The organism is Geodermatophilus pulveris (assembly GCF_900188375.1).
GTDB classification, from domain to species: Bacteria; Actinomycetota; Actinomycetes; order Mycobacteriales; family Geodermatophilaceae; genus Geodermatophilus; species Geodermatophilus pulveris.
This window is the reverse complement of the sequence record NZ_FZOO01000004.1, coordinates 160558-185868: the sequence shown is the minus strand read 5'-3', so window position 1 is coordinate 185868 and position 25311 is coordinate 160558. Positions and strand designations below refer to the sequence as shown.

Sequence of the window (25311 nt, the reverse complement as noted above, 5' to 3'; positions counted from 1 at the left end):
GGCGGTCAGGGCGTGAGCAGCCCGGCGAAGGCCGCGGCGACCGAGGTCCACGACCAGCGCTGCTCCACCCACGCCCGGCCGGCCGCGCCCATCCGGCGGGCGCGTTCGGGGTCGTCCAGCAGCCCGGTGAGGACGGCGGCCACCTCCTGCGGCGAGCGCGGGTCGGCGACGACGTGCCCGGTGACGCCCTCCCGGACGGTCTCCGGTGCCCCGCCGGAGGTGCCGGCCACCACCGGGCGGCCGCAGGCGGCGGCCTCCAGGTAGACCATCCCCAGGCCCTCGACGTCCAGGCCGCCGCGGCGGGTGCGGCAGGGCATGGCGAACGCGTCGCCGGCGGCGTAGTGCTCCGGCAGCCGCTCCGGCGGCACCGGGCCGGCGAGGACGACGGAGCGCCCCAGCCCGTGCTCGGCGACGGCGCGGCGCAGGCGCCCCTCCAGCGGGCCGCCGCCGACGAGCAGCAGCCGGGCGCCGGGGTGGCGGGCGAGCACTCGCGGCCAGGCTGCTACGAGCACGTCCTGCCCCTTGCGCGGCACCAGCCGGGAGACGCAGACGACGACCGGCCCCCGGCCCAGCCCGTACCGCTCCCGGACGGCCACGCCGTCGGCGGCCGGGGTGAAGCGGTCCACGTCGACCCCGGGGGACAGCTGCGCCATCCGGGTGACCGCGCCCAGCGCCGGGGCCAGCCGGCCGCGGGTGTAGTCGCTGATGTAGGTCAGGACGTCGAGCCCGGAGGCGATCCGGCGCAGCACCTGCCGGGCGCCGGGCAGCGCCACCCAGCCGGTCTCGTGCCCGTGCGTGGCGCCGACCAGCCGTCGCACGCCGGCGTCGCGCAGCACCGGCGCGAGCAGGCCCAGGGGCGCGGCGGCGCCGAAGAAGGCGGTGTCGCAGCCGTGCCGCCGGGCCAGCCCAGCCGCGGCGCGGGCCACGCCGGGGGTGGGCAGCAGCACGCCGGTCGGGTGCCGCACCACCTCGTACGGCAGCGCCGCGTCGTGGGCCTCCCAGCCCGGCGAGCGCGAGGCCAGCACGACGAGGGACTCCGGCGGGCGGCGGGCGAGCAGCGCGGCGACGAAGGTCTGGATGCCGCCCTGGCGCGGGGGGAAGTCGTTGGTGACGACGAGGGTCCTCACCCGGCGTCCTGCAGCCGCTGCCAGTCCGACGCGTTGGCGATCCGCTGCGCGGCGGTCGGGTGCGAGCCGAAGAACCACTGCCAGGCCGCCGGCGGGTCCGGGTCGCTGAGGTTGGTGGCCGACAGCTGCCGCTGCATCTCCACGAAGGCCCGGGCGTCCCCGGTCAGCTCCAGGGCGCGCAGGTCGGCGCGGGCCTCCACCTGCCGCGACACCAGGTTCTGCACCGGGGTGCTCAGCAGCCCGCCCACCGACAGCAGGAGGAGCACCAGCGGGACGACGGCCGGGTCGGCCGGCGAGCGCACACCGGCGCGGCGCAGCAGCGGCGTCCAGGTCAGCAGCCAGCCCGACAGCGCCACCGCGGCGCCGGCGCCCAGCGCCCCGACCAGGGTGCCGGTGAGCACGTCGCGGTGGACGACGTGGCCGAGCTCGTGGGCGACGATCGACGCCACGCCGTCCTCGGGCAGCCGCTCCAGCGCGGTGTCGTAGACGACGATCCGGCGGGTCGAGCCGAAGCCGGACACGTAGGCGTTCAGCGCGGTGGTGCGGCGGGAGGCGTCGGACACCAGCACGTCCTGCACCGGGGTGCCGTTCTCCTCGGCCAGCTCCAGCAGCCGGGTGCGCAGCTCGCCGGCCGGCAGCGGCTGGAAGCGGTTGAACGCCGGCTCGACGACCACGGGGTGGAGGAAGGACCCGAGGACCACCAGGCCCGCCGCCGCCCCCGCGCCCCACGCCCACCAGGAGCGCGGCGCCCGGCGGACCAGCCACAGGGAGCCCAGCAGCGCCAGCGCGGTGACCGCGGCCCCGATCGCGGTGGACACGGCGACGTCGCGCAGCCACAGGCCCCAGCCGCGGGTGGACAGCCCGTACCGGTGGCGGACCACCTCGGCGTACGCCGACACCGGCAGCGTCGCCAGCCGGCCGGCGACGACCACGGCGGCCGTGCCGAGCAGCACCTGCGCGGTCGGCCCGCCGCCCGCGGGCCGGGCCACGGCGCGCACCAGCCGGGCGCCGAGCGGGGTCAGGCCGACGACGGCGGACACGGCCAGGCCGAGCACCAGCGAGGTGAGCGAGGCCGGGCGCAGGGCGGCGGCGAAGGACTCCGCGCGGGCCAGGGCCTCCGGCGCGAGCACCGCCGAGGGGTCCGCCGGGGCGCGGCCGCCGGCCGGCTCGGCCAGCAGCGTCCAGGGCGGGACGAGCGCGAGGACGGCCACGAGGGCGGCGCCGAGCACGACCGCGGCCAGCAGCGCGGCCCGGCGGGGGCTCACCCGCCCGATGGTAGGTCGACCGTGCTGCCGCACTCAGCCGGTCCGCCGGCGCGCCGCCGCGCCACCGGACCGCCGCTCGGGCGCCGGCCGGCGCGCCGGGGACCGGTGCGGCGCGGACTGGTGCGGCGCGGACTGGTGGCGCAGCGGCGGCACCAGCCCGGCGTCGGCCAGCACCCGCACGGCCCGGCGTTCCACCTCGTCGAACTCCACGACCGTGCCGGGGCGGGGCACGACGACGACGTCCTCGGCGGTCAGCCCGCCGTCCCACCGGCCGGCCGCCGGCACCACCACCGGGTCGGACCCCTGCCAGCCCGGTGGTGCCCCCAGGAGCACGGTGAGGACGCAGTCCCCGCAACCGGTGCCACGGGCGGTGCAGGTGTCGCAGTCGATGAACACGGTTGGCGCTCCTCTGCTGTCCGGGCCCCGTCGCGGGCCCCGCGGCCCCCGGTCGATCCGGACGCCACGCTAGGAGCGGGCACCGACACTTCCGGCTCAGCCGCCGGCGTACTCCCAGTGCCAGGGTTCCTCGCGCCCGCTGCCGGGGTCGGCCCAGCCCGGGTGGACGAACCCGAAGCGGCCGGCCTCGGCCACCATCCAGGCGTACTCCGGCGTCCCGAACCGCTCGACGCCGCCGCACAGGTCGACCGCCAGCCCCCAGCCGTGCTCGCTGGTGCCCGGCACCGCGGCGAGCTCCGGCTTCTCCCCGTACAGGCGCACCTGCGCGGCGTAGGTCCGGTAGGAGTCGGTGATGCACAGCGGGCGCCCGAAGGCCCCGGCGAAGGCGGCGGCCAGCTCGCGGTAGGCCGCGGCCGCGTCGCAGCGCAGCAGGTGACCGGCGACCCCCAGCGGGCACATCGAGCCGGGCGGCACCAGGCCGTTGGGGAAGCCGCCCCACGCGCGCCCGCCGGTCGTCGACGGCGGGTGGCGGACCGCACCGCACTCGACCGGCAGCGTCCCCGCGGACGGCCCCGGCGCCGCGGCGGCCGGGCGCCGCCCCAGGCTCGGCCGCCCGACCGCCAGCACCCGGCTCGCCGCGGGCCGCCCGACGACCACGGCCCCGGCACGGGCGTCGGCGGCCAGCACGGTGCGCCCGTCCAGCGCGATGCCCACGTTGCCGAGCCCCGCCGTCCCGTCGCCGAGGAAGACGAGGTCGCCGGGCAGCACGTCGGCCGGGTCGACCGGCGTGGTGACCGCGTAGAGCCCGGCCTGGTCGCGCGGCAGGTCGATGCCGGCCGCCGCGTGCACCGCCTGCACCAGGCCGCCGCAGGACCACGCGCCCGGCCCCGTCGCCCCGGCCGCGTAGGGCCGGTCCAGGGCGTCGACGGCGGCGCTGACCGCGGCGACGGTCTCGGCGGGCAGCACCACGAGCGGGGAGCCGGGCAGCTGCGCCGCGCCGGCCTGCGCGCCGCCGTCGGCCGCGGGCAGCGGTTCGAGCCCCTCCGGGAGGCCCGCCGCCGGGTCGCGCAGCGCCGCCGCGGGCGGCAGGTCGGCGCCCGCGGCGGCCAGCCGGTCCAGCCGGTCGCGCCACGCGGCCGCCGCCTCGCGGCCGGCCGCGCGCTGCTCCGCCCGCTGGCGGCCCAGCTCGCGGTCGGCCGCGGCGACCGCGGCCTCCAGCTGCCGGGTCGCGGCGGCGGCGGCCGCCTCCAGCTCCTCGATCTGGCCGGTGAGCTCCGCGGCGCGGGCCCGCGCGGTCGCCCGCACCGACTCCGCCTCCGACCGGCGGGCGGCGGCCTCCTGGCGCCGGCGCTCGGCGGCGCCCACCACGGCGGCCGCGTGCCGCTCGGCGGCGTCCAGCAGGCCGGCCGCGGCGACGACGTCCCCCGGGCCGCCGCCGCCCAGCAGCACGGTCAGGGCGGTGACCTCCCCCGCGTCCCGGTAGACCGCCGAGGCGTGCCGGGCCACCTCGGCGCGGGCCCGCGCCAGCTCCGCCTCGGCCACGGCGATGTCGGCCTCGGCCTGCGCGGCGGCCGCCCGCGCGGCGTCCAGGGCGGCGCGGGCCTCGAGCACCCGCGCCTGGCGCCGCTGCAAGTCGGCCTGGACGGCCGCGGCGCGCCGCTGCAGCTCGTCGAGCTCGGGGCTGTCCAGCAGGCTGGCCGAGCCGGCCGGGGGGTCGCCGGGCGCCGCCAGCGCCGGGACGGGGGCGAGCAGCAGGGCGGCCACCACCGCCACGGCGAGGGAGCTCCGGCGCATCGGGCACCTCCGTACGTGTCCTGGACCGGGCTCCGACTGCGCCGATGGTGACCGGCGCGGTGCCCGGCGGCCAGCCGCGCGCCGCCGGTCCCGCCCTCCCGGGTGAGACGTACCGGACGCGCGGCCGCCGGCCCGGCGCGCCGTCCCCGGGACTGTCGGCGCCCCGACCTACCGTCCGCCCGTGCGCTCCTCCCCCGCCCGGCCGGTGCCGCTCTCCCCCGCCCGCCTGGCCGGCACGGCGGCGCGCGCCGCCGCCGGGCTGCCCCGCTTCGAGCAGGCCACCATCGACGAGCTGGGCACCCCGCTGGCGGGGGTGACGTTCGTCGTCGTCGACCTGGAGACCACCGGCGGGTCGCCGAAGGACTGCGCCATCACCGAGATCGGCGCGGTCAAGGTGCGCGGCGGGGAGGTCCTCGGCGAGTTCCAGACCCTGGTCGACCCGGGCTGCGAGATCCCGCCCTACATCAGCGTGCTCACCGGCATCACCTCGACGATGGTGGCCGCCGCCCCCCGCATCGACGCGGTGCTCCCGCACTTCCTGGAGTTCGCCCGCGGCGCGGTGCTGGTCGCCCACAACGCGCCGTTCGACCTGGGCTTCCTGCGCGCCGCCTGCGCGCAGACCGGCGTCGCCTGGCCGGCCGCCGCCTCGGTGGACACCGCCGTCCTCGCCCGCCGGCTGCTCAGCCGCGACGAGGTGCCCAACTGCAAGCTGGCCACCCTGGCGCCGTACTTCCGCACCACCACCGAGCCCTGCCACCGCGCGCTGGCCGACGCCCGCGCCACCGTCGACGTGCTGCACGGGCTGTTCGAGCGGCTCGGCCCGCTGGGGATCACCAGCCTGGAGGAGCTGACCGGGCTCACCCGCCAGGTCGACCCCGACCGGCTGCGCAAGCGGCACCTGGCCGACGACGTGCCGCACGGCCCGGGCGTGTACCTGTTCCGCGGCCCCCGCGACGAGCCGCTGTACGTCGGGACGTCGGGGGACCTGCGCACCCGGGTGCGCAGCTACTTCACCGCCGGCGAGCAGCGCAGCCGGATGACCGAGATGGTCGCCCTCGCCCGGCGGGTGGACGCCATCCCGTGCGCGCACGGCCTGGAGGCCGCCGTCCGCGAGCTGCGGCTCATCGCCGAGCACAAGCCGCGCTACAACCGCCGCTCCCGGTTCCCCGAGCGGGCGCTGTGGGTGCGGCTGACCGAGGAGCCGTTCCCGCGGCTGTCCGTCGTCCGCCGGGTGCGCCCCGGCGCCGGGGTCTTCCTCGGGCCCTTCCCCGACCGGCGGGCCGCCGACGCCGCCGTGGCCGCCGTCCACGAGTCGCTGCCGCTGCGCCAGTGCACCGGCCGGCTGTCGGTGCGGGTGCACAGGCCCGCCTGCGCGCTGGCCGGCATGGGCCGCTGCGGCGCCCCGTGCACCGGCGCGCAGTCCGTCGAGGAGTACGGCGCGGTCGCGGCCGTCCTGCGGACCGCGGTGGCCGCCGACCCGCACCTGCTGCTCGCGCCGCTGCTGGCGCGGGTCGACAGGCTGGCCGCCCAGGAGCGCTACGAGGACGCCGCCGTGCTGCGCGACCGGGTCGCCGTGCTGGTCCGCGCGGTGCGGCGGCGGCAGCGGCTGGAGTCCCTCGCCGCGGTGCCCGAGCTGGTCCTGGCCCGACCGGACGGCGAGGGCGGCTGGCAGCTGTCCGTCGTCCGCCGGGGGCGGCTGGTGGCCGCCGGGTGCGCGGCCCGCGGCAGCTCCGTGCGGGCCACCCTCGATGGGTTGCTGGCCACCGCCGAGACCACGACCGGCCCCGACGGCGAGCTGGCCGCCACGGTGGACGAGACCGAGCTGGTGCTGCGCTGGATGGAGAAGCCCGGCACCCGGCTGGTGCAGGTCGACGGGACGCTGGCCTGCCCGGTCCCCGGCACCGGCCGCTACACCGACTTCCTCGACCGGGTGGAGGCCGGCCGGGCCGGCCGGGACCCCTTCGCCGACGGCCGCGCCCTGGGCACCCGCAGCCGCCCCGAACGCGTCTCCGCGGCCCCCGCGGCCCGGATAGCATCGCCGGCGTGATCACCGCCATCGTCATGATCGACGCCGCCACGGACTCGATCCCCGAGGTGGCCGCGGCCGTCGCCGACCTGGACGGGGTCAGCGAGGTCTACTCGACCGCCGGCGAGGTGGACCTGGTCGCCATCGTGCGGGTGCGCGAGTTCGAGCAGGTCGCCGAGGTGATCGCCGGGCGGATCAACAAGGTGCCCGGCGTGCTGGAGACCGAGACGCACATCGCCTTCCGCGCCTACTCCCGGCACGACCTGGAGGCGGCCTTCTCCATCGGCCTCGACTGAAGGGCGGTCAGCTGCGCAGCGAGCGGCTGACCGACACCCACCGCTCCAGCAGCGCCGCGGCCCGGCCGTCGTCGACCGCCTCCGCCGCGCGCGCCGTCCCCGCCGCGAGTGCGTCGTGCAGCCGCCCGGCCCGCTCGTCGAAGGCGGCCAGCGCGGCCGCCGCGTTGAGCAGCACCGCGTCGCGGACCGGCCCCCGCTCCCCGCCCACGACCCGCCGGAAGACGTCCGCGTTGAACGCCGGGTCCCCGCCGCGCAGCGCGTCGGCCGGGGACGGCGCCAGGCCCAGGGCGGCGGGGTCGACGCGTTCGGGCACCACCTCGCCGTCACGGACCACCCAGGCCGACGACGTGGTCGCGGTGGTCAGCTCGTCGAGCCCGTCGTCGCCGCGGAAGACCAGTGCCCGCATGCCGCGGGCGGCGAGCACCTCGGCCATCACCGGGGCCATCCGGGGGTCGGCGCAGCCGATCGCCGAGGCCACCGGCCGGGCCGGGTTGGTCAGCGGCCCCAGGAAGTTGAAGACCGTGGCGATGCCCAGCTCGCGGCGCGGCGCGGCGGCGTGCCGCATGCCCGGGTGGAAGACCGGCGCGAAGAAGAAGCCGATGCCCGCCTCGACGACGCAGCGCGCCACGGCGGGCGCGGGCAGGTCGATGGCCAGGCCGAGCGCCTCGAGCACGTCGGCGGCCCCGGAGGACGACGACGCCGCCCGGCCGCCGTGCTTGGCCACCGGCACGCCGGCCGCGGCGGTGACCACCGCGGCCATCGTGGAGATGTTGACGGTGTGCGCGCCGTCGCCGCCGGTGCCGACGATGTCGACGCAGGCGCGGTCCAGCGCGATCGGGGTGGCCCGGGCGAGCATCTCGTCGGCCAGGCCGGCCACCTCCCCCGCCGAGGGGCCCTTGGCGCGCAGCGCGACGGCGAACGCGGCGATCTGCGCGGGGGTGGCCTCGCCGGCCATGACCTCGCGCATCGCCCAGGCGGTGTCCGCGGCCGTGAGGTCCTCGCGCGCCAGCACGCGGGTGAGCAGGGCCGGCCAGGTCGGTCCGGCGCTCACCGGCGGACCGGGCGCCGCCCCACCCGGTCGCGCAGCAGGTCGGCGACGACGGCGGGGGCGGTCAGCGGGTCGACCGGGAACGGCAGGGTGGCGTCGGCCCGCGACCAGTGCGCCAGCCAGCGGTCGGGCTGGCGGGCGATGAGGACGCACAGCGCCGGGCGGTCGGCGACCTCGACGGTGATCTGGCGGGCCAGCGCCAGGCCGCCGGTCGGCTGCGCCTCGCCGTCGAGGATGCACAGGTCCACGCCGCCGCCGTCGACCGTGCGGACGACCTCGTCCCCGGTGGCGCACTCGACCCAGGTCAGGGGGCCCACGTCGGCGGCCGGGCGGCGGCCCACCGCGGTGCGCACCGCGGTCCGCACGTCGGACCGGGAGCTGTAGACCAGGACGGTGGCCGGGGCGGCGTCGCTCACGGCGGCGAGCGTAGTGGCAGCGCGCCCACCGACCGGTCAGGACGCCGACTCGGTATCGGGGAGGTCACGGCCGCGCCCCGACTCCGACCCGCGGTCGTGGCCTCCGCAGAACCGGTGCCATGATGGGCGTCGTGACAACGGCTCCCCTGGCGGGCGGCACCTTCGACACCTCCCGGGTGCACTCGCTGACCCGACCGAACCTGGTGAGCGTCGGCACCATCATCTGGCTCTCCAGCGAGCTGATGTTCTTCGCCGGCCTGTTCGCCATGTACTTCACGGCGCGCGCCCGGGCCACCGAGGGGTGGCCGCCGGAGCCGACCGAGCTGAACCTCCCCTACGCGGCGTTCTTCACGATCATCCTGGTGGCCTCCTCGGTCACCTGCCAGCTCGGGGTGTTCGCGGCGGAGAACGGCAACGTGTACGGCCTGCGGCGCTGGTTCACCATCACCTTCGTGATGGGCCTGGTCTTCGTCCTCGCCCAGGCCAACGAGTACCGCGTGCTCGTCACCGAGCACGGCACCAGCATCTCCAGCTCCACCTACGGATCGGTCTTCTACCTGACGACCGGCTTCCACGCGCTGCACGTCATCGGGGGCCTGGTCGCCTTCGTGTACCTGCTCATCCGGTCCACCATGGGCCGCTTCACGCCGGCGCAGGCGACCTCGGCGATCGTGGTCTCCTACTACTGGCACTTCGTCGACGTCGTGTGGGTCGGGCTCTTCGCCACGATCTACCTGATCCGCTAGGGAAACGGTGTCCACTCCGAACCCGCAGTCCGTCGCCCCCTCCGACGCGGGCGCCCCCCGCGGCCCGCGCCGCTGGTCCCGCCGTCCCGCCGACGGCTCCCCCGCCGCCGCGGCCCGTGCCCGGCGGCGGTCGAGACAGCGTCGGCGGATCACCAACGTGGCCGGCCTGATGGCGGCCCTCGTGCTCACCGGCACGCTGTACTCGGCGCTGTCCCCGGCGCACGCGACCGAGGAGGCCATCCAGAGCGAGTCCTCGGCCGAGGCCGCCGGCCGCGAGCTGTACGAGCGCAGCTGCATCACCTGCCATGGCGAGAACCTCGAGGGCGTGCCGACCCGCGGGCCGTCCCTGATCGGCGCGGGCGAGGCCGCCGTGTACTTCCAGGTGCACACCGGCCGCATGCCGCTGGTGCGCCAGGAGGCGCAGGCCCCCGACAAGCCGGCGATCTTCAACGACGAGGAGATCGACCAGCTGATGGCCTACATCCAGGCCAACGGCGGCGGGCCCACCCTCCCCTCGGGCGACCTGCGCGACGGCGACCTGGCCGAGGGCGGTGAGCTGTTCCGGCTCAACTGCGCGCAGTGCCACAACTTCGTCGGCGAGGGCGGCGCGCTGTCCTCCGGGAAGCGGGCGCCCAGCCTCGAGGACGCCAACGACCTGGAGATCTACAGCGCGATGCTCAGCGGTCCGGAGAACATGCCGATCTTCGGGGACAACCAGCTGACCCCCGAGGAGAAGCGCTCCATCATCAACTACATCCAGACCGTGAAGGAGCAGGCCGACCCGGGCGGTGCGGGCATCGGTCGCATCGGCCCGGTCGCCGAGGGCGTCGTCATCTGGGTCGTCGGCGTGGCCGCGCTGCTGTTCGGCATCTTCTGGATGGGGAGCAAGGCGTGAGCGCGCCGCACACGACCCCCGGGTCGACCGGCGGCTCGGAGACGCCCGGCCCGCTGCACGGCGGGCCGGACGAGGAGTACACCCCCGAGCGCCTGGCCACCATGACGCGCGAGGAGCTGGACCTCCTCGGCGCCCGCTACGACGGCGTGCAGGTGCTGCACGTCGACCCGGCCCCGGAGCCCGGCTCCCGGGTGGAGAAGGCCGCCGTCCGGCAGGTCGCGATGACCTTCGCCCTCGCCGGCCTGTCGGCGTTCGCGGCCTTCGTCGTCTACGCCGGCTCCGGGTGGTTCCTGCCCGACTGGCAGTGGGACATCACCGAGGGCGGGTGGAGTGCGCTGTTCACCCCGCTGATCGGCGGGCTGGGCGGGCTGGCGCTCACCCTGGTCGGGGTCGGGATGGTGCTGTTCACCAAGAAGCTCCTCCCCCACGAGACCGCGGTGCAGGACAAGCACGACGGGTCGCACTTCGACCGGGTCACCACCGGCGCCTCGCTCATGGGCGGCCTGAACACCTACGGCCTGGCCCGCCGCAAGCTCATCACCCGCTCGCTCGTGTTCATGGGTGGCGGCGTCGGCCTGATGCTGCTCATGCCGCTGGGCGGCCTGATCCGCAACCCGAACGTGGGCAACCCGCTGGGCACCACCAGCTGGACCGAGGGCATGCGGCTGCTCCGCGGCGACGGCAGCCCGATCCGCCCCGGCGACCAGCAGCCGGGGTCGCTGGAGACGGTCTTCCCGGCCGTCCCCGGGGGCAACCTGGAGTCCGACGCGGCCACGATGCTGATCCGGCTGCGCCCCGAGCAGGTGTCGCTGGAGCGGCCCCGCGAGGGCCAGGACGACTTCGGCTACGGCGACTACGTGGCCTACTCCAAGATCTGCACGCACGCCGGCTGCCCGGTGTCGCTGTACGAGCAGGAGACCAGCCGCATCCTGTGCCCGTGCCACCAGTCGCAGTTCGACGTGACGCAGGGCGCCAAGCCGGTCTTCGGCCCGGCGACCCGCCCGCTGCCCCAGTTGCCGATCACGGTCGACGACGAGGGCTTCTTCGTTGCGCGTAGTGACTACATTGAAGCTGTTGGCCCCACCTACTGGAACCGGGAGCGCATCTGATGGCTCGTACCGCCACAGCGCCGGGTGTCCCGACCACGCCCCTGGGCAAGGCGGCTCTGGAGATCGACGACCGCCTCATCGTCGCCGGCCCGCTCCGCCGCACCCTGAACAAGGTCTTCCCCGACCACTGGTCGTTCCTGCTCGGTGAGATCGCGCTCTACTCGTTCGTCATCCTGCTGCTGTCGGGCACCTACCTGACCTTCTACTACGACGCGGCGATGACCGAGGTCGTCTACGAGGGCACGTACGCGCCGATGCGCGGCCTGGAGATGACCGCCGCCTACGAGTCGACGCTCAAGCTCTCCTTCGACGTCCGCGGCGGCCTGTTCATCCGTCAGCTGCACCACTGGGCCGCGCTGCTGTTCGTGGCCGCCATCGTCGTCCACCTGCTGCGCATCTTCTTCACCGGCGCCTTCCGCCGGCCGCGGGAGACCAACTGGCTGATCGGCGTCGCCCTGCTGGTGCTGTCCTTCGCGATGGGCTTCACCGGCTACTCGCTGCCCGACGACCTGCTGTCCGGCACCGGGCTGCGCATCGTCAGCGCGATCATCCTGTCGATCCCGGTCGTCGGGACCTGGGTGCACTGGGCGGTGTTCGACGGCGACTACGTCGGCGAGGAGATCCTCGGCCGGATGTACATCGTGCACGTGCTGATCGTCCCGGCCATCCTGCTGGGCCTGATCGCGGTGCACCTGCTGATGCTGGTCAAGCAGAAGCACACCCAGTTCCCCGGCCCGGGGCGGACCGAGCACAACGTGGTCGGCAACCGGCTCTTCCCGGCGTTCGCCGTCAAGGCCGGCGGGCTGTTCTTCATCGTGTTCGGCGTCTGCGCCGCGCTCGGTGGTCTGGTGCAGATCAACCCGGTGTGGCTCTGGGGCCCGTACAACCCGGCGCAGGTGTCCGCGGCGTCGCAGCCGGACTGGTACGTCATGTTCCTCGACGGCTCGACCCGGCTCTTCCCGGCCTGGGACATCAACCTCCCGGGCAACTACACGATCCCGGCGCTGTTCTGGCCCACGGTCGTGCTGCCGGGCATCATCTTCACGCTCCTGGCGGCCTACCCCGTCATCGAGCGGAAGCTGACCCGCGACGAGGCGTCGCACCACCTGCTGCAGCGTCCCCGCGACGTGCCGGTGCGCACCTCGCTGGGCATGATGGCCCTCGCCTTCTACATCGTCCTGATGTTCTCCGGCGGGAACGACGTCATCGCCGAGAAGTTCGACATCAGCCTCAACGCGATGACCTGGGCCGGCCGGATCGGCCTGGTCATCGTCCCGCCGATCGTCTACCTGCTCACCTACCGGATCTGCCTGGGCCTGCAGAAGCACGACCGGGAGGTCCTCGAGCACGGCCTGGAGACCGGTGTCATCCGGCGGCTCCCGCACGGCGAGTTCATCGAGGTGCACCAGCCGCTCGGCCCGGTCGACGAGCACGGCCACGGCCAGCTGGCCTACGGCGGGGCTCCGGTGCCCAAGCGGATGAACCAGGTGGGCGGCGCCCGCCGCGCCATCCGCGGGTTCTTCTCGCCGATCGAGGAGCCGGCGCGGGTCGAGCTCGAGCAGCGTCGCGACGAGCACGGCCTCTCGGCCGCCGAGTCCCGCGAGCTGACCACCTCCGGGCGCCCGTCCGACGGCGGCCGGCCGCAGGAGCCGCGCGACTAGCAGGACCCGCACGGAAGAGGGCCCCGACGGACACCCCGTCGGGGCCCTCTGTGCGTTCCGGGGCGGGGACCGTGCCCGGGGTGGCGGGGGCCACCGGGACGGGTTCCTCCACCGCCCCCGTGGCCGGCCGTGACCGCCGGCCGTGGGGGCCCCGGGACCCACGAGCGGGCGGTCCGCCGGCGGGGGCACCGGGGCACCGCTGAGGGGCCGCGCACACCGCTCCCCCACCACCGGAGCTGACGGCTCGCGGACACAGGGTGGCCGAGGCCCCCAGCGCCCCGCTGGGCGCCTCCGACCGGGGACGAGGGCCCCGGCGCGGGGGGTGGAGCCGCCGACGGAGGGCCGGGCGCCCCGGGTCGGGGGGCGCGCGACCCGCCCAGCGGCGCCGCACGGCGGGCGCCCGCGCCCCCCGACCCCGGTTCACCCGCCGTCGGGCGGCGCGGCGGCCTGCGGGCGCCAGGGGGCACGGACGGGCCACGGACGACGAGGGCCCCTCCCCGCCGTGGCGGGGAGGGGCCCTCGGACCGGGCGGGTGCGGGTCAGCCCTGCGCGTTCTGCCCGACGTAGTACTCGAACAGCAGGCCGCCGACGGTGACCAGGATGGCCACGCCGGCCAGGACGATCAGCCAGGCGTAGAAGAACGCCAGCGCGAGGCCCATCAGGCCGGCCGACAGCGCGATGCCCAGCGGCCAGTAGCTACCCGGGCTGAAGAAGCCGAGCTCGCCGGCGCCGTCGGCGATGTCGGCGTCCTTGCGGTCCTCCGGGCGGGCGTCGATGCGCCGGGAGACGAACCAGAAGAAGCCGCCGACGAGGAAAGTCAGCCCACCGGAGAGGACCAGGGCCGTCGTGCCGATCGGCTCCCGGGACCAGACCCCGTAGACGGCGGCCACGACGATGCAGAAGACACCGAGGGCGTTGAAGATGAGCGCTTCGACCTTCACGGCCGTCCCTCCTGCGTGGTGTGCGGTGCCCGGGTACCGGTCACGTCAGCCGTCCGCGCGCTGCGCGTCGTCGATGAGGTCGAACGGCGTGGTGCTGGTCGCCGCCCCCGGCTGGCCGATGCTCTCCAGCGCGTCGAAGTTGCCCAGGCCCGACTGGCGCGCGGCCAGGTAGGCGTCGTAGTCGGCTGCGGAGACCGCGCGCACCTCGAAGTTCATGTAGGCGTGGTACGTGCCGCACAGCTCGGCGCAGCGGCCCACGAAGGCGCCCTCCTCGCGGACGGTCACCTCGAAGACGTTGTCCCGGCCGTTCTCGTTGCCCGGGATGATGTCCAGCTTGAACAGGAACTCCGGCACCCAGAACGAGTGGATGACGTCGGCGGAGGCCAGCTCGAAGCGAATGTCCTGGTCGGTGGGCACCACCAGGATCGGGACCTCGTCGCTGGTGCCCACGGTGTTGACCGGCTCGCCGTCGTCCCCGGTGGTCTCCGGGTAGACGAACTGCCAGTTCCACTTGAAGGCGTTGACCGCGATGGTCACGTCGGGTTCGGCGCTGCGCTCCTGCACCCGGTTCTGCACGACGACGGTGAAGAAGAACAGCCCGGCGATGATGAGGAACGGGATGATCGTGTAGACGATCTCCAGCGGCAGGTTGTACGCCGTCTGCTTGGGCAGCTCGTCGCCGCGCTTGCGGTGCCGGACGACCGACCAGCCGATGAGGCCCCACACCGCGAAGCCCACGATCAGCGCCGCGATGACCGACCAGATCCACAGGGTGCGCATCTCGTAGGCCTCGTCGGTCACCCCGTCGGGCCAGCCCCAGCGCCAGAACTCGTTGTTCGGGGTGCAGCCGGCGAGGGCCGGCACCCCCAGGAGACCGAGCGCGGCCACCCGCGCGAGCCTGCTGCCTCGAGCCACTGCTCGCTGCCTCCTCGTCTCGTCCGGAGCACCGGACGGTCTCCCCAGGGGGCCCCCGGCCCGATACCCGGCGAACTGGCGCCTGTGCCGACCACAGTCTGCGGCGAGGGTATCCGACCCCGCACGGCGGCCGGCCACCGGAGATCCGGCGGCGGCGGGTCGGGCGCCCGGGCGCCGGACGGCGGCCTCACCGGCGCCGTGGCCTCGCTCACGGGCGTGCCTGGGACCGGCCCCCCGGCGGTTACATTGGGGGCGTGCTGTCCCGGCTGCTGACCCCCCGGTGGGTGCTCGCGCACCTGGTGGTGGCCGCCCTGTTCGTGGCCACCTTCTACCTGGGCCACTGGCAGCTCACCAAGGCCGAGGCCGGCGGCGGCGCGGTCAACTGGAGCTACGCGCTGCAGTGGCCGCTCTACGGCTTCATGGGCCTGTGGTTCTACGTGCGCATGTGCCGCGAGGAGGTCCACCGGGACCCCGACGAGGACGAGCCGGGCAACGCCGTCGTCCTCTACCAGAAGCCGCGCATCGACACCTCCGGCGACCCGGAGCTGGCCGCCTACAACGCCTACCTCGCCGAGCTCAACGAGCGCGCGCTGCGCCAGCGCGCCGACCGTGGCTGAACCGGCGGCGGCGTCCCGGCTGCCCCGCGCGCTGGCCCGCCGGGTGGGGCGCGACGTCCCCGCGGCGCTGACCCGCTACCGGGTGATGGCCTGGGTGGTCGGCGTCCTGCTCGTGGCCCTGGTGCTCGTCGCCGTCCCGGTGAAGTACCTCGCGGGGGTGGAGGGCCCGGCGTCGGTCCTGGGGACCCTGCACGGCTGGCTGTACTTCGTGTTCTTCCTGACTGCGTGCGACCTCGCCCTGCGCGCCTCCTGGACGTTGCGCGGCACGGTTCTCACCCTGGTGGCCGGAACCGTCCCGATCCTGTCCTTCGTCGCCGAGCGCCACGCGACCCGCACCACCCGCGCCGGCCAGCGCGTCTGACCCTGCCGCGGCACCGACCGCCGGCACACGATCGACCCCCCGGAGACCCCTCGCCATGTGCGGCCTTCTCGCGTACCTGTCCACCGACGTCGACCGCGTCGACGACACCCGGGTCAAGGAGGTGCACGAGGCCCTGCACTGCCTGCGCCACCGCGGGCCCGACGAGACCCAGGTCTGGAGCGACGCGCGGGTCGCCTTCGGCTTCAACCGGCTGGCGTTCATCGACATCGAGCACAGCCACCAGCCGATGCCCTACGCCGACGGCCGCTACCGGATCGTCTTCAACGGCGAGATCTACAACTACGTCGAGCTGCGCCGGGAGCTCGCCGCCCTCGGCGCGCGCTTCGCCACCGAGGGCGACACCGAGGCGATCGTCGCCGGCTACCACTACTGGGGCCAGGACGTCGTCCGGCGGCTGCGCGGCATGTTCGCCTTCGTCATCTGGGACACCCGCACGGGGACGGCGTTCGGCGCCCGGGACCCGTTCGGCATCAAGCCGCTGTTCACCGCCCGGCTGGCCGACGGCGCGCTGGTCGTCAGCTCGGAGAAGAAGGCGGTCCTGGAGCTGCTCGGCGGCAGCGAGGCCGCCGGCGGGGTGGACTCCGCCTCCCTGCAGCACTACCTGACGCTGCAGTACGTGCCCGAGCCGGCGACGCTGCACCGCGGCATCCGGCGGATCGAGAGCGGCACCAGCTTCACCGTGGTGGACGGCGAGCTGCACACCTCCCGCTACTTCCACCCGTCCTTCCCCGTCCGGCCGGTCGCGCCGGAGGACCAGCAGGGCCTGTACGACCGGATCGCGGCGGCGCTCGACGACTCGGTGCGGGTGCACATGCGCGCCGACGTCACCGTCGGGTCGTTCCTGTCCGGCGGCATCGACTCCACCGCGATCGCGGCGCTGGCCAAGCGGTACAACCCGGACCTGATGACCTTCACGGTCGGCTTCGAGCGGCAGGGCTTCTCCGAGATCGACGTCGCCGCGGAGTCGGCGGCCGCCATCGGCGTCGAGCACGTCACCAAGGTGGTGACCCCCGAGGAGTTCGCCGGGTCGATCCCCCTGGTCGTCTGGTACCTGGACGACCCGGTGGCCGACCCGGCGCTCGTGCCGCTGTACTTCGTGGCCCGCGAGGCGCGCGAGCACGTCAAGGTGGTGCTCTCCGGGGAGGGCGCCGACGAGCTGTTCGGCGGCTACAACATCTACCGCGAGCCGCTGTCGCTGGCCGCGTTCGACCGGCTGCCCGGCGGGGTCCGCCGGGCGCTGGGCGCGCTGTCCGCGCGGCTGCCCGAGGGCATGCGCGGCAAGGACCTGCTGCGCCGCGGGTCCATCCCGCTCGAGCAGCGCTACTACGGCAACGCCCGCCTCTTCCGCGACGACGAGCTCGGCTTCCTCGAGCGGCGCGACCCCGACCTGTCGCACGTCGCCGTCACCCGGGAGCTCTACGAGCGCACCCGCGCGGCCGGCTACGACGACGTGACCGCCATGCAGTACGTGGACCTGTTCACCTGGCTGCGCGGGGACATCCTGGTCAAGGCCGACAAGATGACCATGGCCAACTCCCTCGAGCTGCGGGTGCCCTTCCTCGACCCGGAGGTGTTCGCCGTGGCCGGCACGCTGCCGGTCGGGCAGCGGGTGACGAAGCAGGCGACGAAGTACGCGCTGCGCCGCGCGCTGGAGCAGATCGTGCCGCCGCACGTGCTCAACCGGCGCAAGCTCGGCTTCCCGGTGCCCACCCGCCACTGGCTGGCCGAGGACCTGCACGACTGGGCGCGGCAGGTGGTCGAGGAGAGCCAGACCGACGAGTGGCTGGACCGCCGGCAGGTGCTGTGGATGCTCGACGAGCACCGCGACAACCACCGGGCCGGCTCGCCGGTGGACCTCTCGCGCAAGCTGTGGACGCTGCTGGTCTTCATGGTCTGGCACGGCGTCTTCGTCGAGCAGCGCATCCGGCCCGAGGTCCCCGAGACCGTCTACCCGGTCCGCCTGTAGCCGGCGACGACGGAGGCCCGGCCCCCCGCGGGGGACCGGGCCTCCGTCAGGCCTGGAGCTGGTCGGCTAGCTGAAGCTGTCGCCGCAGGCGCAGGAGCCCCCTGCGTTCGGGTTGTCGATCGTGAAGCCCTGCTTCTCGATCGAGTCGACGAAGTCGATCACCGCGCCGCCCAGGTAGGGGCCGCTCATCCGGTCGACGATGACCTCGACGCCACCGAAGTCGTAGGTCTGGTCGCCGTCGAGGTACCGCTCGTCGAAGAAGAGCTGGTAGCGCAGGCCGGAGCAGCCGCCGGGCTGGACGGCGATGCGCAGGCGGAGGTCGTCGCGACCCTCCTGGTCCAGGAGCGCCTTGACCTTGGCGGCCGCCGGGTCGCTGAGGATGACGCCGGTGGCCGTGCTGTCCTGCACCGTCATGTTGGAAGTCCTCCCACGTTCGAGGTGCCTGCTGCGGCACGTCCTTCACAGGCCAACACCGCCGCAGCGGAGCCTCTTCCCACTGTACGTCGTCGGCCCCGGCGCGGACCCCGACCGGGCGGGCCCACCCGTAGACTCGGCCGGGTGAAGCTCCGCCTCCCCGGGCGCCGCGACCGCACCGAGGCCGCGCCCGACCCCTCCGCCGACCTGACCTCGCAGCTGGTGAGGACGGGCGGCAAGGGGCGGCCCACCCCCAAGCGCCACGAGGCCCAGGGGCGCCGTCCCGGCCCGCCCCCGCCGCCGCCGCGGACGCGCAAGGAGGCGTGGAAGCGGATGCGGGAGCAGCAGGCCACCACCGGGCGGGGGGCCACCCGCGCCGGTACCGCCCGCAGCGACGAGGCCGCGCTGCCGGCCCGCGACCGCGGCCCGGTCCGCAAGCTGGTGCGCGACGTCGTCGACGCCCGCCGCAACGCCGGCAGCTTCTTCCTGCTCGTGGCCGCGCTGGTGCTGCTCGGCAACTTCCTGCCCGAGCCGGTGCGCTCCTACTCGGTGTCGCTCTGGCTGGTCTTCTTCGCCGTGATGATCCTCGACTCGGTCGTCCTCGGCCGGCGGATCAAGACGACGGTGCTCGAGCGCTTCCCGGGCCAGGACCACAGGATGAAGAGCCTGGTCTGGTACGGGATCACCCGGGCCACGATGGTGCGCCGCTGGCGCTTCCCGAAGGCGACCGTCCCGCTCGGCGCGAAGCCGTAGCCGGACGGCCGTAGCGTCGGGCGTCGTGGAATCCCGACGACTGGGCCGCTCTGGCCTGAACATCTCCGCCATCGCCTACGGCAACTGGCTCACCCACGGTGGGCAGGTCGAGGAGGACGCGGCGCAGGCCTGCGTCCGCGCCGCCCTCGACGCCGGCATCACGACCTTCGACACCGCCGACGTCTACGCCGGCACCCGGGCCGAGTCGGTCCTCGGCCGCGCCCTGGCCGGCCAGCGCCGCGAGGGGCTGGAGGTGTTCACCAAGGTCTACTGGCCCACCGGCCCCGGGCACAACGACCGCGGGCTGTCCCGCAAGCACGTCGTCGAGAGCTGCCACGCCTCGTTGCAGCGGCTGCAGACCGACTACGTCGACCTCTACCAGGCGCACCGCTACGACCCGACGGTGCCGCTCGAGGAGACGATGACCGCGTTCGCCGACCTGGTCCGGGCCGGCAAGGTGCTCTACGTCGGCGTCTCGGAGTGGAACGCCGAGGAGATCGCCGCCGGCGCCGCGCTGGCCCGCGAGCTCGGCGTCCAGCTGATCAGCAACCAGCCGCAGTACTCCATGCTCTGGCGGGTCATCGAGGCCGAGGTCGTGCCCGCCTCCGAGCGGGAGGGCCTGTCGCAGATCGTCTGGTCGCCGCTGGCGCAGGGCGTGCTGACCGGCAAGTACCTGCCGGGCGAGCAGCCCCCGCCCGGGAGCCGGGCGAGCGACCCCGAGGCCGGCCGGTTCATCCAGCGGTTCATGACCGACGACGTCCTCGGCCGGGTGCAGCAGCTGCGGCCGGTCGCCGAGGACCTCGGGCTGTCCATGGCCCAGCTGGCCATCGCCTGGGTGCTGCAGAACCGCAACGTCGCGGCCGCGATCATCGGGGCCACCCGGCCCGAGCAGGTGCACGACAACGTGCAGGCGGCCGGGGTCACCCTCGACGCCGACGTGCTCGCCCGCATCGACGACGTCCTCGGCGACACCGTGGAGCGCGACCCCGCCAAGACCTCCCGCGGCTGAGGAAGGACCCCCTCGCCCCCCACGCCTCGCTCCGCTCGGCGCGGCCTCCCTGCGGGGACCCGCCACGAGCCTGCGAGTGGTGGGGGGCAGGGAGGTCCTTCGTCAGGCGGGGGCGAGGCCCATCGGGCCGTACACCCTGCGGTCGCCCTCGAACAGGGTCACCGTGGCGACCCCGCGCTCCAGCAGCGCGCGCCAGTTCTCCCCCAGCCAGGACTCCGCGTCGCCCTGGTTGTCCGCCCGCGGGACCTCCACCCCGACCGCGGCGGGGTCCAGCTCCGCCCCCGTGGGGTCCTCCAACCGCCAGTACCAGCTCATGGCCGCAGGCTATGTGCCACCGGGCCCGCGCCGTGCCCCGGAGTGTGACCGGGGACGGGTTACCGGGCGATCATCGGGGGCATGGGAGCACATCGACACCGCTCCCCGGTACGGAGGACCGATGACCGACCCCACGGCGGGCGCCAGCCGCGCGTCCGTCCCACCCCCCGCTCCCGAGGACGCCTCGACCGGTCAGCTCATCGGCCAGCTCACCGAGCAGATCAGCCGGCTGGTGCGCGACGAGGCCCGGCTCGCCCAGGCGGAGGTCACCCAGAAGGCCAAGCGCCTGGGCATCGGGGCGGGCCTGTTCGGCGGCGCCGGGCTGTTCGCGTTCCTCGGCCTGGCGGTGCTGGTGGCCGCCGCCGTCCTCGCCCTGGACCTGGTGCTGCCCGCCTGGCTGGCGGCCCTCGTCGTGGCCGTCGTGCTGTTCGCCGTCGCCGGTGTCCTCGCGCTGGTCGGCAAGAAGGACGTCGAGAAGGGCGCACCGCCGGTGCCGACCCAGGCCATCGCCAGCACCAAGGCCGACATCGCGACCGTGAAGGAGAGTGCACGCCGGTGAGCACCCCAGCCAACCGCGCCCCCGACGGGCGGGACGGGACGACGGCCCGCGGTGGCGCGCCCAACGACCCGGACGCCATCAAGGCCGACATCGAGGCCACCCGCGCGCAGCTCGGCCGCACGGTCGACGAGCTGTCGCAGCGCCTCGACGTCTCCGAACGGGCCAAGGAGGGCGCCTTCCGGGCCCGGGACACCGCGGTCGAGACCTACCGGGAGAACCCCCCGGCGGTCATCGGCGCCGGCGCCGGAGCGGCGACGCTGCTCGGCCTGCTGGTGTGGCGCCGCCTCACCAAGGACCGCCGCCGGGCCAGGCGCCGCGCGCGGCGCCAGGTGAAGGTCGAGGCCAAGGTCGCCGCCGCCCGGCGCGCGGCGGCGGAGAAGGCCGCCCGGAAGGCCGCGCGGCGGAGGGCGAAGGCGACGCAGCGGACCGCCAGGGCCGCCCGGAAGGCCGCCGCGGCGCGGCGCGCGGCAGCGGCGAAGCGGGCCCGCCGGACCGTGCGGAGGGCGAGGTGAGCAGCAAGGGGGCCAAGCTCGTCTACCGGCCGATCGGCCTGCTCGGCGGCGTCCTGGCCGGCATGATCTCCGGCGCGGTGTTCAAGCAGGTGTGGAAGCGGGTGGCCGACGAGGACGACGCCCCCGATGCCCTGCAGAGCGAGTACCGGATGCGCGAGGTGGTCCTCGCCGCGGCGCTGCAGGGCGCCATCTTCGCCGCCACCAAGGCCGCCATCGACCGCCTCGGCGCCCGCGGCTACACCAAGCTGACCGGCAACTGGCCGGGCGACTGACGTGAGCAGCACCAGGCCCCGGGAGAGCTCGGTCGACCGGATCCGGCAGCGGGTCGAGGAGAAGGCGGCGCGGCGGGCCGCCGCCCGGGCCGCCGAGGCGGACGCACCGCACCCGCAGGCCGACCGGCTCCCGCCGGGCGCCCCCGGTGAGGACCGGCTGCCCGGGGTGACGGCGGACAAGCCGACCGAGATCCCCTGGCGCGGCTGGCGGCAGGTCCTCAAGCGGTCGTGGGCCGAGCACAACGCCGACAACATGCCGATCATCGCCGGCGGCGTGGCCTTCTGGGGCTTCCTGTCCGTCTTCCCGGCGCTGATCGCGACCATCTCGCTCTACGGGCTGGTCGCCTCGCCGGAGACCGTCACCCGCCAGATCGAGGACCTCTCCGCGCAGCTGCCCGAGAGCGCCGCCGACCTCATCGGCACCCAGCTGCGCGACATCGCCACGGGCGACGGGGGCGCGCTGAGCCTGAGCCTGGCCGTCTCGGTGGCCGGCGCGCTGTGGAGCGTCTCGGGCGGGATGGGCAACCTGGTCACCGCGGTGAACCTGGCCTACGACGAGGTGGAGACCCGCAACTTCGTCAAGCTGCGGGCCACCTCGCTGCTGCTCACCCTCGGGGCGATCGTCTTCGTGCTGGTGGCCTTCAGCCTGGTGGCCGTCGTCCCGATCGTGCTGGACACCCTGCCGCTGGGGCCGTTCGCCACGGTCCTCACCCAGGTTGCCCGGTGGGTGCTGTTGCTCGGGGTGTTCGCCGGGTCGCTCGCCGTCCTGTACCGCGTGGCACCCGACCGGGACGCCCCCAAGATGCGCTGGGTCAGCCTCGGCGCGGTGGTGGTGACGATCGCCTGGGCACTGGTCAGCGTGGCGTTCAGCTTCTACGTCGACAACTTCGGCTCCTACAACGAGACCTACGGGACGATCGCCGGCGTCATCGTGCTGATGCTGTGGCTGTACATCACCTGCTACCTGCTGCTGCTGGGCGCGGAGATCAACTCCGAGGCCGAGCACCAGACCGCGCAGGACACCACCGAGGGCCCGCCGGTGCCGATGGGCGAGCGGGACGCCGTCGTCGCCGACAGCCTCCCGGACGAGCCCGAACCCTCGAAGGAGGACAAGGACCCCACCCGGAAGAACGCCTGAGGCCGCTCAGCGCACGCGGGAGGGCACGAAGGGCGGCCGGACGACGTGCACCGGCTGCGGCCGGCCGCGCACGTCGACGGCCAGCTCGCTGCCCTCCCCCGCGCCGGACGCGGTGTCCAGCAGCGCCAGCGCGATGCCGGTGCGCAGGGACGGCGAGAACGTCCCGCTGGTCACCTCGCCGACCCGGGCGCCGTCGGCGTCGAGGACCGCCATCCCCGGCCGCGGGATCCCCCGCCCGGGCGCCCGCAGGCCCCACAGCAGCCGCGCCGGGCCGGCCTCCTTCTCGGCCAACAGCGCCGCCCGGCCCCAGAAGGCCGGCTTGCGCCAGCCCACCGCCCAGCCGGCGCGGGCCTGCACGGGGGTGATGCCGGGCGAGAGCTCGTGGCCGTGCAGCGGGTAGCCCATCTCGGTGCGCAGCGTGTCGCGCGCGCCCAGCCCGCACAGCCGCAGGCCCTCGTCGCGGCCCTGCTCGACCAGCACGTCCCACAGCTCGCCGGCGTGCTCGGCCCCCACCAGCAGCTCGTAGCCGTGCTCGCCGGTGTAGCCCGTGCGGCACACGGTGACCTCGGCCGAGCCGCCGCCCAGGCCGGTCACGAAGGACATGTAGGGCAGCTCGCCGGGCAGGCCCAGCAGGGACAGCAGCTGCGGCGAGCGGGGACCCTGCACGGCGAGGACGGCGACCTCGGTGTGCCGGTCGGTGACCGTCACCCCGGCCGGCGCGGCGTCGGCGAGCCGGGCCACGACCTCGGCGGCGTTGGCGGCGTTGGGCACCAGCAGGACGTCGTCGGGACCGTGCAGGTAGAGGATCAGGTCGTCGACGACACCGCCGGCCCGCGGGTCGCCGTCGGGCAGGCAGCACATCGTGTACTGCGCCTGGCCCGGGCCGATCCGGGAGAGGTCGTTGGACAGGCAGCTGTCGACGAACGCCGCGGCACCCGGCCCGCGGACCGTCGCCGTGCCCAGGTGGGAGACGTCGAACAGGCCGACCCCGGTGCGGACCGCCTCGTGCTCGGCCAGCACGCCGCCCCCGGCGTACTCGATCGGCATCGACCAGCCGCCGAAGTCGGCCAGCTTGGCGCCGGCGGCCAGGTGCCGGTCGTGCAGGGGCGAGGTCAGCGCGGTCACGGGGGCACGCTAACGCGGCCCCGCTGCACGGTCCGGCGGCCGGCCTCCGAGGCGTGGGGGGCCGGCGGGACCTGTGACTACCATCGTCCGGTGCCGCCGACGATCTCCGTGACCGACCGCCCCCTCGAGAAGACCCGCGCCGACGCCGTCGTCGTCGGCGTCGGCAAGGGCCCCGGCGGCCTGCTGCCGACGCCGGGCGCGGAGGCCGTCGACCGGCTGCTCGGTGGCCGCCTGATGGGCGCGCTGGCCGACCTGGGCGCCAAGGGTGCCGAGGACGAGGTCACCCGCGTCGCCTCGCTGGGCCAGGGCCCCTTCCCGGTCGTGGCCGTGGCCGGCCTGGGCGCGCCCCGGCCCGGGGGCGGGTACACCGCCGAGGCGGTCCGCCGGGCGGCCGGTGCCGCCAGCCGGGCGCTGTCCGGCCGGGCCTCGGTGGTCACCCTGCTGGCCGCGGTCGGCGGGACCCCGGACGACCAGCGGCTGCACGCCGTCGGCGAGGGCAGCCTGCTCGGCTCCTACGAGTTCACCGCCTACAAGTCCGACCTCGACGGCCGGTCCGCCCCGCCGCGGGAGTTCACCGTCGTCGTGCCCGACGCCGGCGCCGCCAAGGCGGCGCTGGAGCGCGCCCGCGCGGTCGCCGACGCGGTGTCCCTGGTGCGCGACCTGGTCAACACCCCGCCCAACGACCTCTACCCGGCCGAGCTGGCCGCCCGCGGCGCGGCCGCCGGCAAGCAGGCCGGGCTGGCCGTGGAGGTGCTCGACGAGGCCGCGCTGGCCGCCGGCGGCTACGGCGGGGTGCTCGCCGTCGGCGGCGGCTCCGCGCGCGGGCCGCGCCTGCTCCGGATGGCCTACAGCGGCAAGCGGCCCCGCACCCGGGTCGCCCTGGTCGGCAAGGGCATCACCTTCGACAGCGGCGGCCTGTCCATCAAGCCGGCCGCGAACATGCACCACATGACCAGCGACATGGCCGGCGCCGCCGCCGTGATCGCCACCGCCTGCCTGGTCGCCCGGCTCGGCCTGCCGGTCGAGCTCACCGCGACCGTGCCGATCGCGGAGAACCTGCCCAGCGGCACCGCCTACCGCCCCGCCGACGTGGTCACGTTCCGCAACGGCAAGAAGGCCGAGATCACCAACACCGACGCCGAGGGCCGCGTCGTCCTGGCCGACGCCCTGGCCCGCGCGGCCGAGGACTCCCCCGACGTCATCCTGGAGACCTCCACCCTCACCGGCGCCCAGCTGGTCGCGCTGGGCTCGCGCACCGCGGGCGTGATGGGCAGCGACGACATGCGCGACGCCGTCGTCGCCGCCTCGGCCCGCAGCGGCGAGGCGATGTGGGCGATGCCGATGCCCGCCGAGCTGCGCCGGGGCATCGACTCCCCGATCGCGGACTTCGTCAACGCCAACGCCGACCGGATGGGCGGCATGCTGGTCGGGGCGCACTTCCTCGCCGAGTTCGTGCCGGCCGGCCTGCCCTGGGCGCACATCGACATCGCCGGCCCGGCGTACAACACCGGTGCGCCGTGGGGCTACACGCCCAAGGGCGGCACCGGCGTGCCGGTGCGGACCCTGCTGGCCACCATCGAGGACCTCGCCGCCGCCTCGTGAGGCCTGGGACGG

Annotated in this window: 27 protein-coding genes; 16 read left to right on the top strand and 11 right to left on the bottom strand. The window is 75.3% G+C overall.

The annotated features are described in order from the left end of the window. Nucleotides 1-5: 5 nt before the first annotated feature. From CHB98_RS10080 to CHB98_RS10065, 4 genes are all read right to left on the bottom strand, one after another. Nucleotides 6-1127: a glycosyltransferase family 4 protein gene (locus CHB98_RS10080; protein WP_089305467.1), complete on the bottom strand. Its 1122-nt coding sequence runs from the start codon at nucleotides 1125-1127 to the stop codon at nucleotides 6-8. Further along, the gene (locus CHB98_RS10075) at nucleotides 1124-2392 is read right to left on the bottom strand and encodes a M48 family metallopeptidase (protein ID WP_089305466.1); all 1269 of its coding nucleotides are present in this window, start codon (nucleotides 2390-2392) and stop codon (nucleotides 1124-1126) included. Before CHB98_RS10075 ends, CHB98_RS10080 begins: the two co-directional genes overlap by 4 nt. 33 nt (nucleotides 2393-2425) lie before the next feature. After that, nucleotides 2426-2788 carry a hypothetical protein gene (locus tag CHB98_RS10070; RefSeq protein WP_089305465.1) on the bottom strand — a complete coding sequence of 121 codons (363 nt, stop codon included), beginning with the start codon at nucleotides 2786-2788 and terminating at the stop codon, nucleotides 2426-2428. Between the two features lie 96 nt (nucleotides 2789-2884). Beyond that, nucleotides 2885-4582 (bottom strand): M15 family metallopeptidase, encoded by a 1698-nt coding sequence (locus CHB98_RS10065; protein WP_089305464.1) that lies wholly within the window; start codon nucleotides 4580-4582, stop codon nucleotides 2885-2887. A 181-nt stretch (nucleotides 4583-4763) separates the two neighbouring features. On the opposite strand from CHB98_RS10065, the gene CHB98_RS10060 reads away from it, so the two are divergent. Continuing rightward, entirely contained in the window at nucleotides 4764-6629 is a 1866-nt protein-coding gene (locus CHB98_RS10060; protein ID WP_281251852.1) for a DEDD exonuclease domain-containing protein, read from the top strand. Then, complete coding sequence (locus CHB98_RS10055; RefSeq protein ID WP_089305463.1) at nucleotides 6626-6904, top strand: Lrp/AsnC family transcriptional regulator; 279 nt, start codon at nucleotides 6626-6628, stop codon at nucleotides 6902-6904. Before CHB98_RS10060 ends, CHB98_RS10055 begins: the two co-directional genes overlap by 4 nt. A 7-nt stretch (nucleotides 6905-6911) precedes the next feature. Here CHB98_RS10055 and trpD read toward each other — a convergent pair whose 3' ends face one another. Together trpD and CHB98_RS10045 are read right to left on the bottom strand one after the other, a co-directional pair. Then, nucleotides 6912-7955, bottom strand: a complete 1044-nt coding sequence (gene trpD, locus CHB98_RS10050) for an anthranilate phosphoribosyltransferase (RefSeq protein ID WP_089305462.1) — start codon at nucleotides 7953-7955, stop codon at nucleotides 6912-6914. Beyond that, a complete protein-coding gene (locus tag CHB98_RS10045; RefSeq protein ID WP_089305461.1) occupies nucleotides 7952-8368 on the bottom strand; it encodes a response regulator in 417 nt (138 codons plus the stop codon). The genes trpD and CHB98_RS10045 overlap by 4 nt, the downstream gene beginning before the upstream one ends. A 131-nt stretch (nucleotides 8369-8499) precedes the next feature. On the opposite strand from CHB98_RS10045, the gene ctaE reads away from it, so the two are divergent. Genes ctaE through qcrB form a run of 4 tightly spaced genes read left to right on the top strand, consistent with a single transcriptional unit; the run spans nucleotide 8500 to nucleotide 12779 of the window. Next, nucleotides 8500-9114 (top strand): aa3-type cytochrome oxidase subunit III, encoded by a 615-nt coding sequence (gene ctaE, locus CHB98_RS10040; protein ID WP_281251851.1) that lies wholly within the window; start codon nucleotides 8500-8502, stop codon nucleotides 9112-9114. Between the two features lie 7 nt (nucleotides 9115-9121). Beyond that, a complete protein-coding gene (gene qcrC / locus CHB98_RS10035) occupies nucleotides 9122-10009 on the top strand; it encodes a cytochrome bc1 complex diheme cytochrome c subunit (RefSeq protein WP_089305459.1) in 888 nt (295 codons plus the stop codon). Next, the gene (qcrA, locus tag CHB98_RS10030; protein WP_218822318.1) at nucleotides 10006-11118 is read left to right on the top strand and encodes a cytochrome bc1 complex Rieske iron-sulfur subunit; all 1113 of its coding nucleotides are present in this window, start codon (nucleotides 10006-10008) and stop codon (nucleotides 11116-11118) included. The genes qcrC and qcrA overlap by 4 nt, the downstream gene beginning before the upstream one ends. Continuing rightward, nucleotides 11118-12779: a cytochrome bc1 complex cytochrome b subunit gene (qcrB, locus tag CHB98_RS10025; protein ID WP_089305458.1), complete on the top strand. Its 1662-nt coding sequence runs from the start codon at nucleotides 11118-11120 to the stop codon at nucleotides 12777-12779. Before qcrA ends, qcrB begins: the two co-directional genes overlap by 1 nt. Nucleotides 12780-13318: 539 nt before the next feature. Here the strand turns inward: qcrB and CHB98_RS10020 are convergent. Further along, on the bottom strand, nucleotides 13319-13720 hold the full coding sequence (locus tag CHB98_RS10020; RefSeq protein ID WP_089305457.1) for a cytochrome c oxidase subunit 4: 402 nt from the start codon (nucleotides 13718-13720) through the stop codon (nucleotides 13319-13321). A 45-nt stretch (nucleotides 13721-13765) separates the two neighbouring features. Then, nucleotides 13766-14608 carry an aa3-type cytochrome oxidase subunit II gene (gene ctaC / locus CHB98_RS10015; RefSeq protein ID WP_245821051.1) on the bottom strand — a complete coding sequence of 281 codons (843 nt, stop codon included), beginning with the start codon at nucleotides 14606-14608 and terminating at the stop codon, nucleotides 13766-13768. Nucleotides 14609-14889: 281 nt separating this feature from the next. Between ctaC and CHB98_RS10010 the strand changes: the two genes are divergently transcribed. From CHB98_RS10010 to asnB, 3 genes are read left to right on the top strand one after another with little or no spacing between them, the layout of a single operon-like run. Continuing rightward, nucleotides 14890-15252, top strand: coding sequence for a metalloprotease (locus CHB98_RS10010; RefSeq protein ID WP_089305455.1), 363 nt, complete (start codon nucleotides 14890-14892; stop codon nucleotides 15250-15252). Next, entirely contained in the window at nucleotides 15245-15613 is a 369-nt protein-coding gene (locus CHB98_RS10005) for a DUF3817 domain-containing protein (protein WP_089305454.1), read from the top strand. The genes CHB98_RS10010 and CHB98_RS10005 overlap by 8 nt, the downstream gene beginning before the upstream one ends. Nucleotides 15614-15668: 55 nt before the next feature. Next, nucleotides 15669-17600 carry an asparagine synthase (glutamine-hydrolyzing) gene (asnB, locus tag CHB98_RS10000; protein WP_089305453.1) on the top strand — a complete coding sequence of 644 codons (1932 nt, stop codon included), beginning with the start codon at nucleotides 15669-15671 and terminating at the stop codon, nucleotides 17598-17600. 66 nt (nucleotides 17601-17666) lie between these two features. Here the strand turns inward: asnB and CHB98_RS09995 are convergent, their stop codons facing one another. Further along, nucleotides 17667-18014, bottom strand: coding sequence for a HesB/IscA family protein (locus CHB98_RS09995; protein WP_089305452.1), 348 nt, complete (start codon nucleotides 18012-18014; stop codon nucleotides 17667-17669). A gap of 144 nt (nucleotides 18015-18158) precedes the next feature. Between CHB98_RS09995 and CHB98_RS09990 the strand changes: the two genes are divergently transcribed. After that, a complete protein-coding gene (locus CHB98_RS09990) occupies nucleotides 18159-18767 on the top strand; it encodes a DUF3043 domain-containing protein (RefSeq protein ID WP_089305451.1) in 609 nt (202 codons plus the stop codon). Between the two features lie 25 nt (nucleotides 18768-18792). Then, nucleotides 18793-19776, top strand: a complete 984-nt coding sequence (locus tag CHB98_RS09985; protein WP_089305450.1) for an aldo/keto reductase family protein — start codon at nucleotides 18793-18795, stop codon at nucleotides 19774-19776. Between the two features lie 102 nt (nucleotides 19777-19878). On the opposite strand, the gene CHB98_RS09980 is transcribed toward CHB98_RS09985, so the two are convergent. Further along, nucleotides 19879-20091 (bottom strand): hypothetical protein, encoded by a 213-nt coding sequence (locus CHB98_RS09980; protein WP_089305449.1) that lies wholly within the window; start codon nucleotides 20089-20091, stop codon nucleotides 19879-19881. A 121-nt stretch (nucleotides 20092-20212) separates the two neighbouring features. Here CHB98_RS09980 and CHB98_RS09975 point away from each other — a divergent pair, with 121 nt between their 5' ends. The 4 genes from CHB98_RS09975 to CHB98_RS09960 are packed head-to-tail and all read left to right on the top strand — an operon-like array spanning nucleotide 20213 to nucleotide 22572. Further along, entirely contained in the window at nucleotides 20213-20650 is a 438-nt protein-coding gene (locus tag CHB98_RS09975) for a phage holin family protein (RefSeq protein ID WP_089305448.1), read from the top strand. Next, nucleotides 20647-21162, top strand: a complete 516-nt coding sequence (locus CHB98_RS09970) for a DUF3618 domain-containing protein (RefSeq protein ID WP_089305447.1) — start codon at nucleotides 20647-20649, stop codon at nucleotides 21160-21162. Before CHB98_RS09975 ends, CHB98_RS09970 begins: the two co-directional genes overlap by 4 nt. Next, nucleotides 21159-21434 carry a DUF4235 domain-containing protein gene (locus CHB98_RS09965; protein WP_089305446.1) on the top strand — a complete coding sequence of 92 codons (276 nt, stop codon included), beginning with the start codon at nucleotides 21159-21161 and terminating at the stop codon, nucleotides 21432-21434. The genes CHB98_RS09970 and CHB98_RS09965 overlap by 4 nt, the downstream gene beginning before the upstream one ends. A gap of 1 nt (nucleotide 21435) precedes the next feature. After that, nucleotides 21436-22572, top strand: a complete 1137-nt coding sequence (locus tag CHB98_RS09960) for a YihY/virulence factor BrkB family protein (protein WP_089305445.1) — start codon at nucleotides 21436-21438, stop codon at nucleotides 22570-22572. A 6-nt stretch (nucleotides 22573-22578) separates the two neighbouring features. Here CHB98_RS09960 and gcvT read toward each other — a convergent pair whose 3' ends face one another. After that, nucleotides 22579-23697 (bottom strand): glycine cleavage system aminomethyltransferase GcvT, encoded by a 1119-nt coding sequence (gene gcvT, locus CHB98_RS09955; protein ID WP_089305444.1) that lies wholly within the window; start codon nucleotides 23695-23697, stop codon nucleotides 22579-22581. 108 nt (nucleotides 23698-23805) lie between these two features. On the opposite strand from gcvT, the gene CHB98_RS09950 reads away from it, so the two are divergent. Continuing rightward, nucleotides 23806-25299 carry a leucyl aminopeptidase gene (locus CHB98_RS09950; RefSeq protein WP_245821050.1) on the top strand — a complete coding sequence of 498 codons (1494 nt, stop codon included), beginning with the start codon at nucleotides 23806-23808 and terminating at the stop codon, nucleotides 25297-25299. Nucleotides 25300-25311 lie beyond the last annotated feature (12 nt).

Coding starts and splice junctions, on each gene's coding strand:
- CHB98_RS09995 (WP_089305452.1), bottom strand. CDS start 18,014: ATGACGGTGCAGGACAGCACGGCCACCGGCGTCATCCTCAGCGACCCG.
- CHB98_RS09980 (WP_089305449.1), bottom strand. CDS start 20,091: ATGAGCTGGTACTGGCGGTTGGAGGACCCCACGGGGGCGGAGCTGGAC.
- CHB98_RS09975 (WP_089305448.1), top strand. CDS start 20,213: ATGACCGACCCCACGGCGGGCGCCAGCCGCGCGTCCGTCCCACCCCCC.
- qcrB (WP_089305458.1), top strand. CDS start 11,118: ATGGCTCGTACCGCCACAGCGCCGGGTGTCCCGACCACGCCCCTGGGC.
- asnB (WP_089305453.1), top strand. CDS start 15,669: ATGTGCGGCCTTCTCGCGTACCTGTCCACCGACGTCGACCGCGTCGAC.
- CHB98_RS10065 (WP_089305464.1), bottom strand. CDS start 4,582: ATGCGCCGGAGCTCCCTCGCCGTGGCGGTGGTGGCCGCCCTGCTGCTC.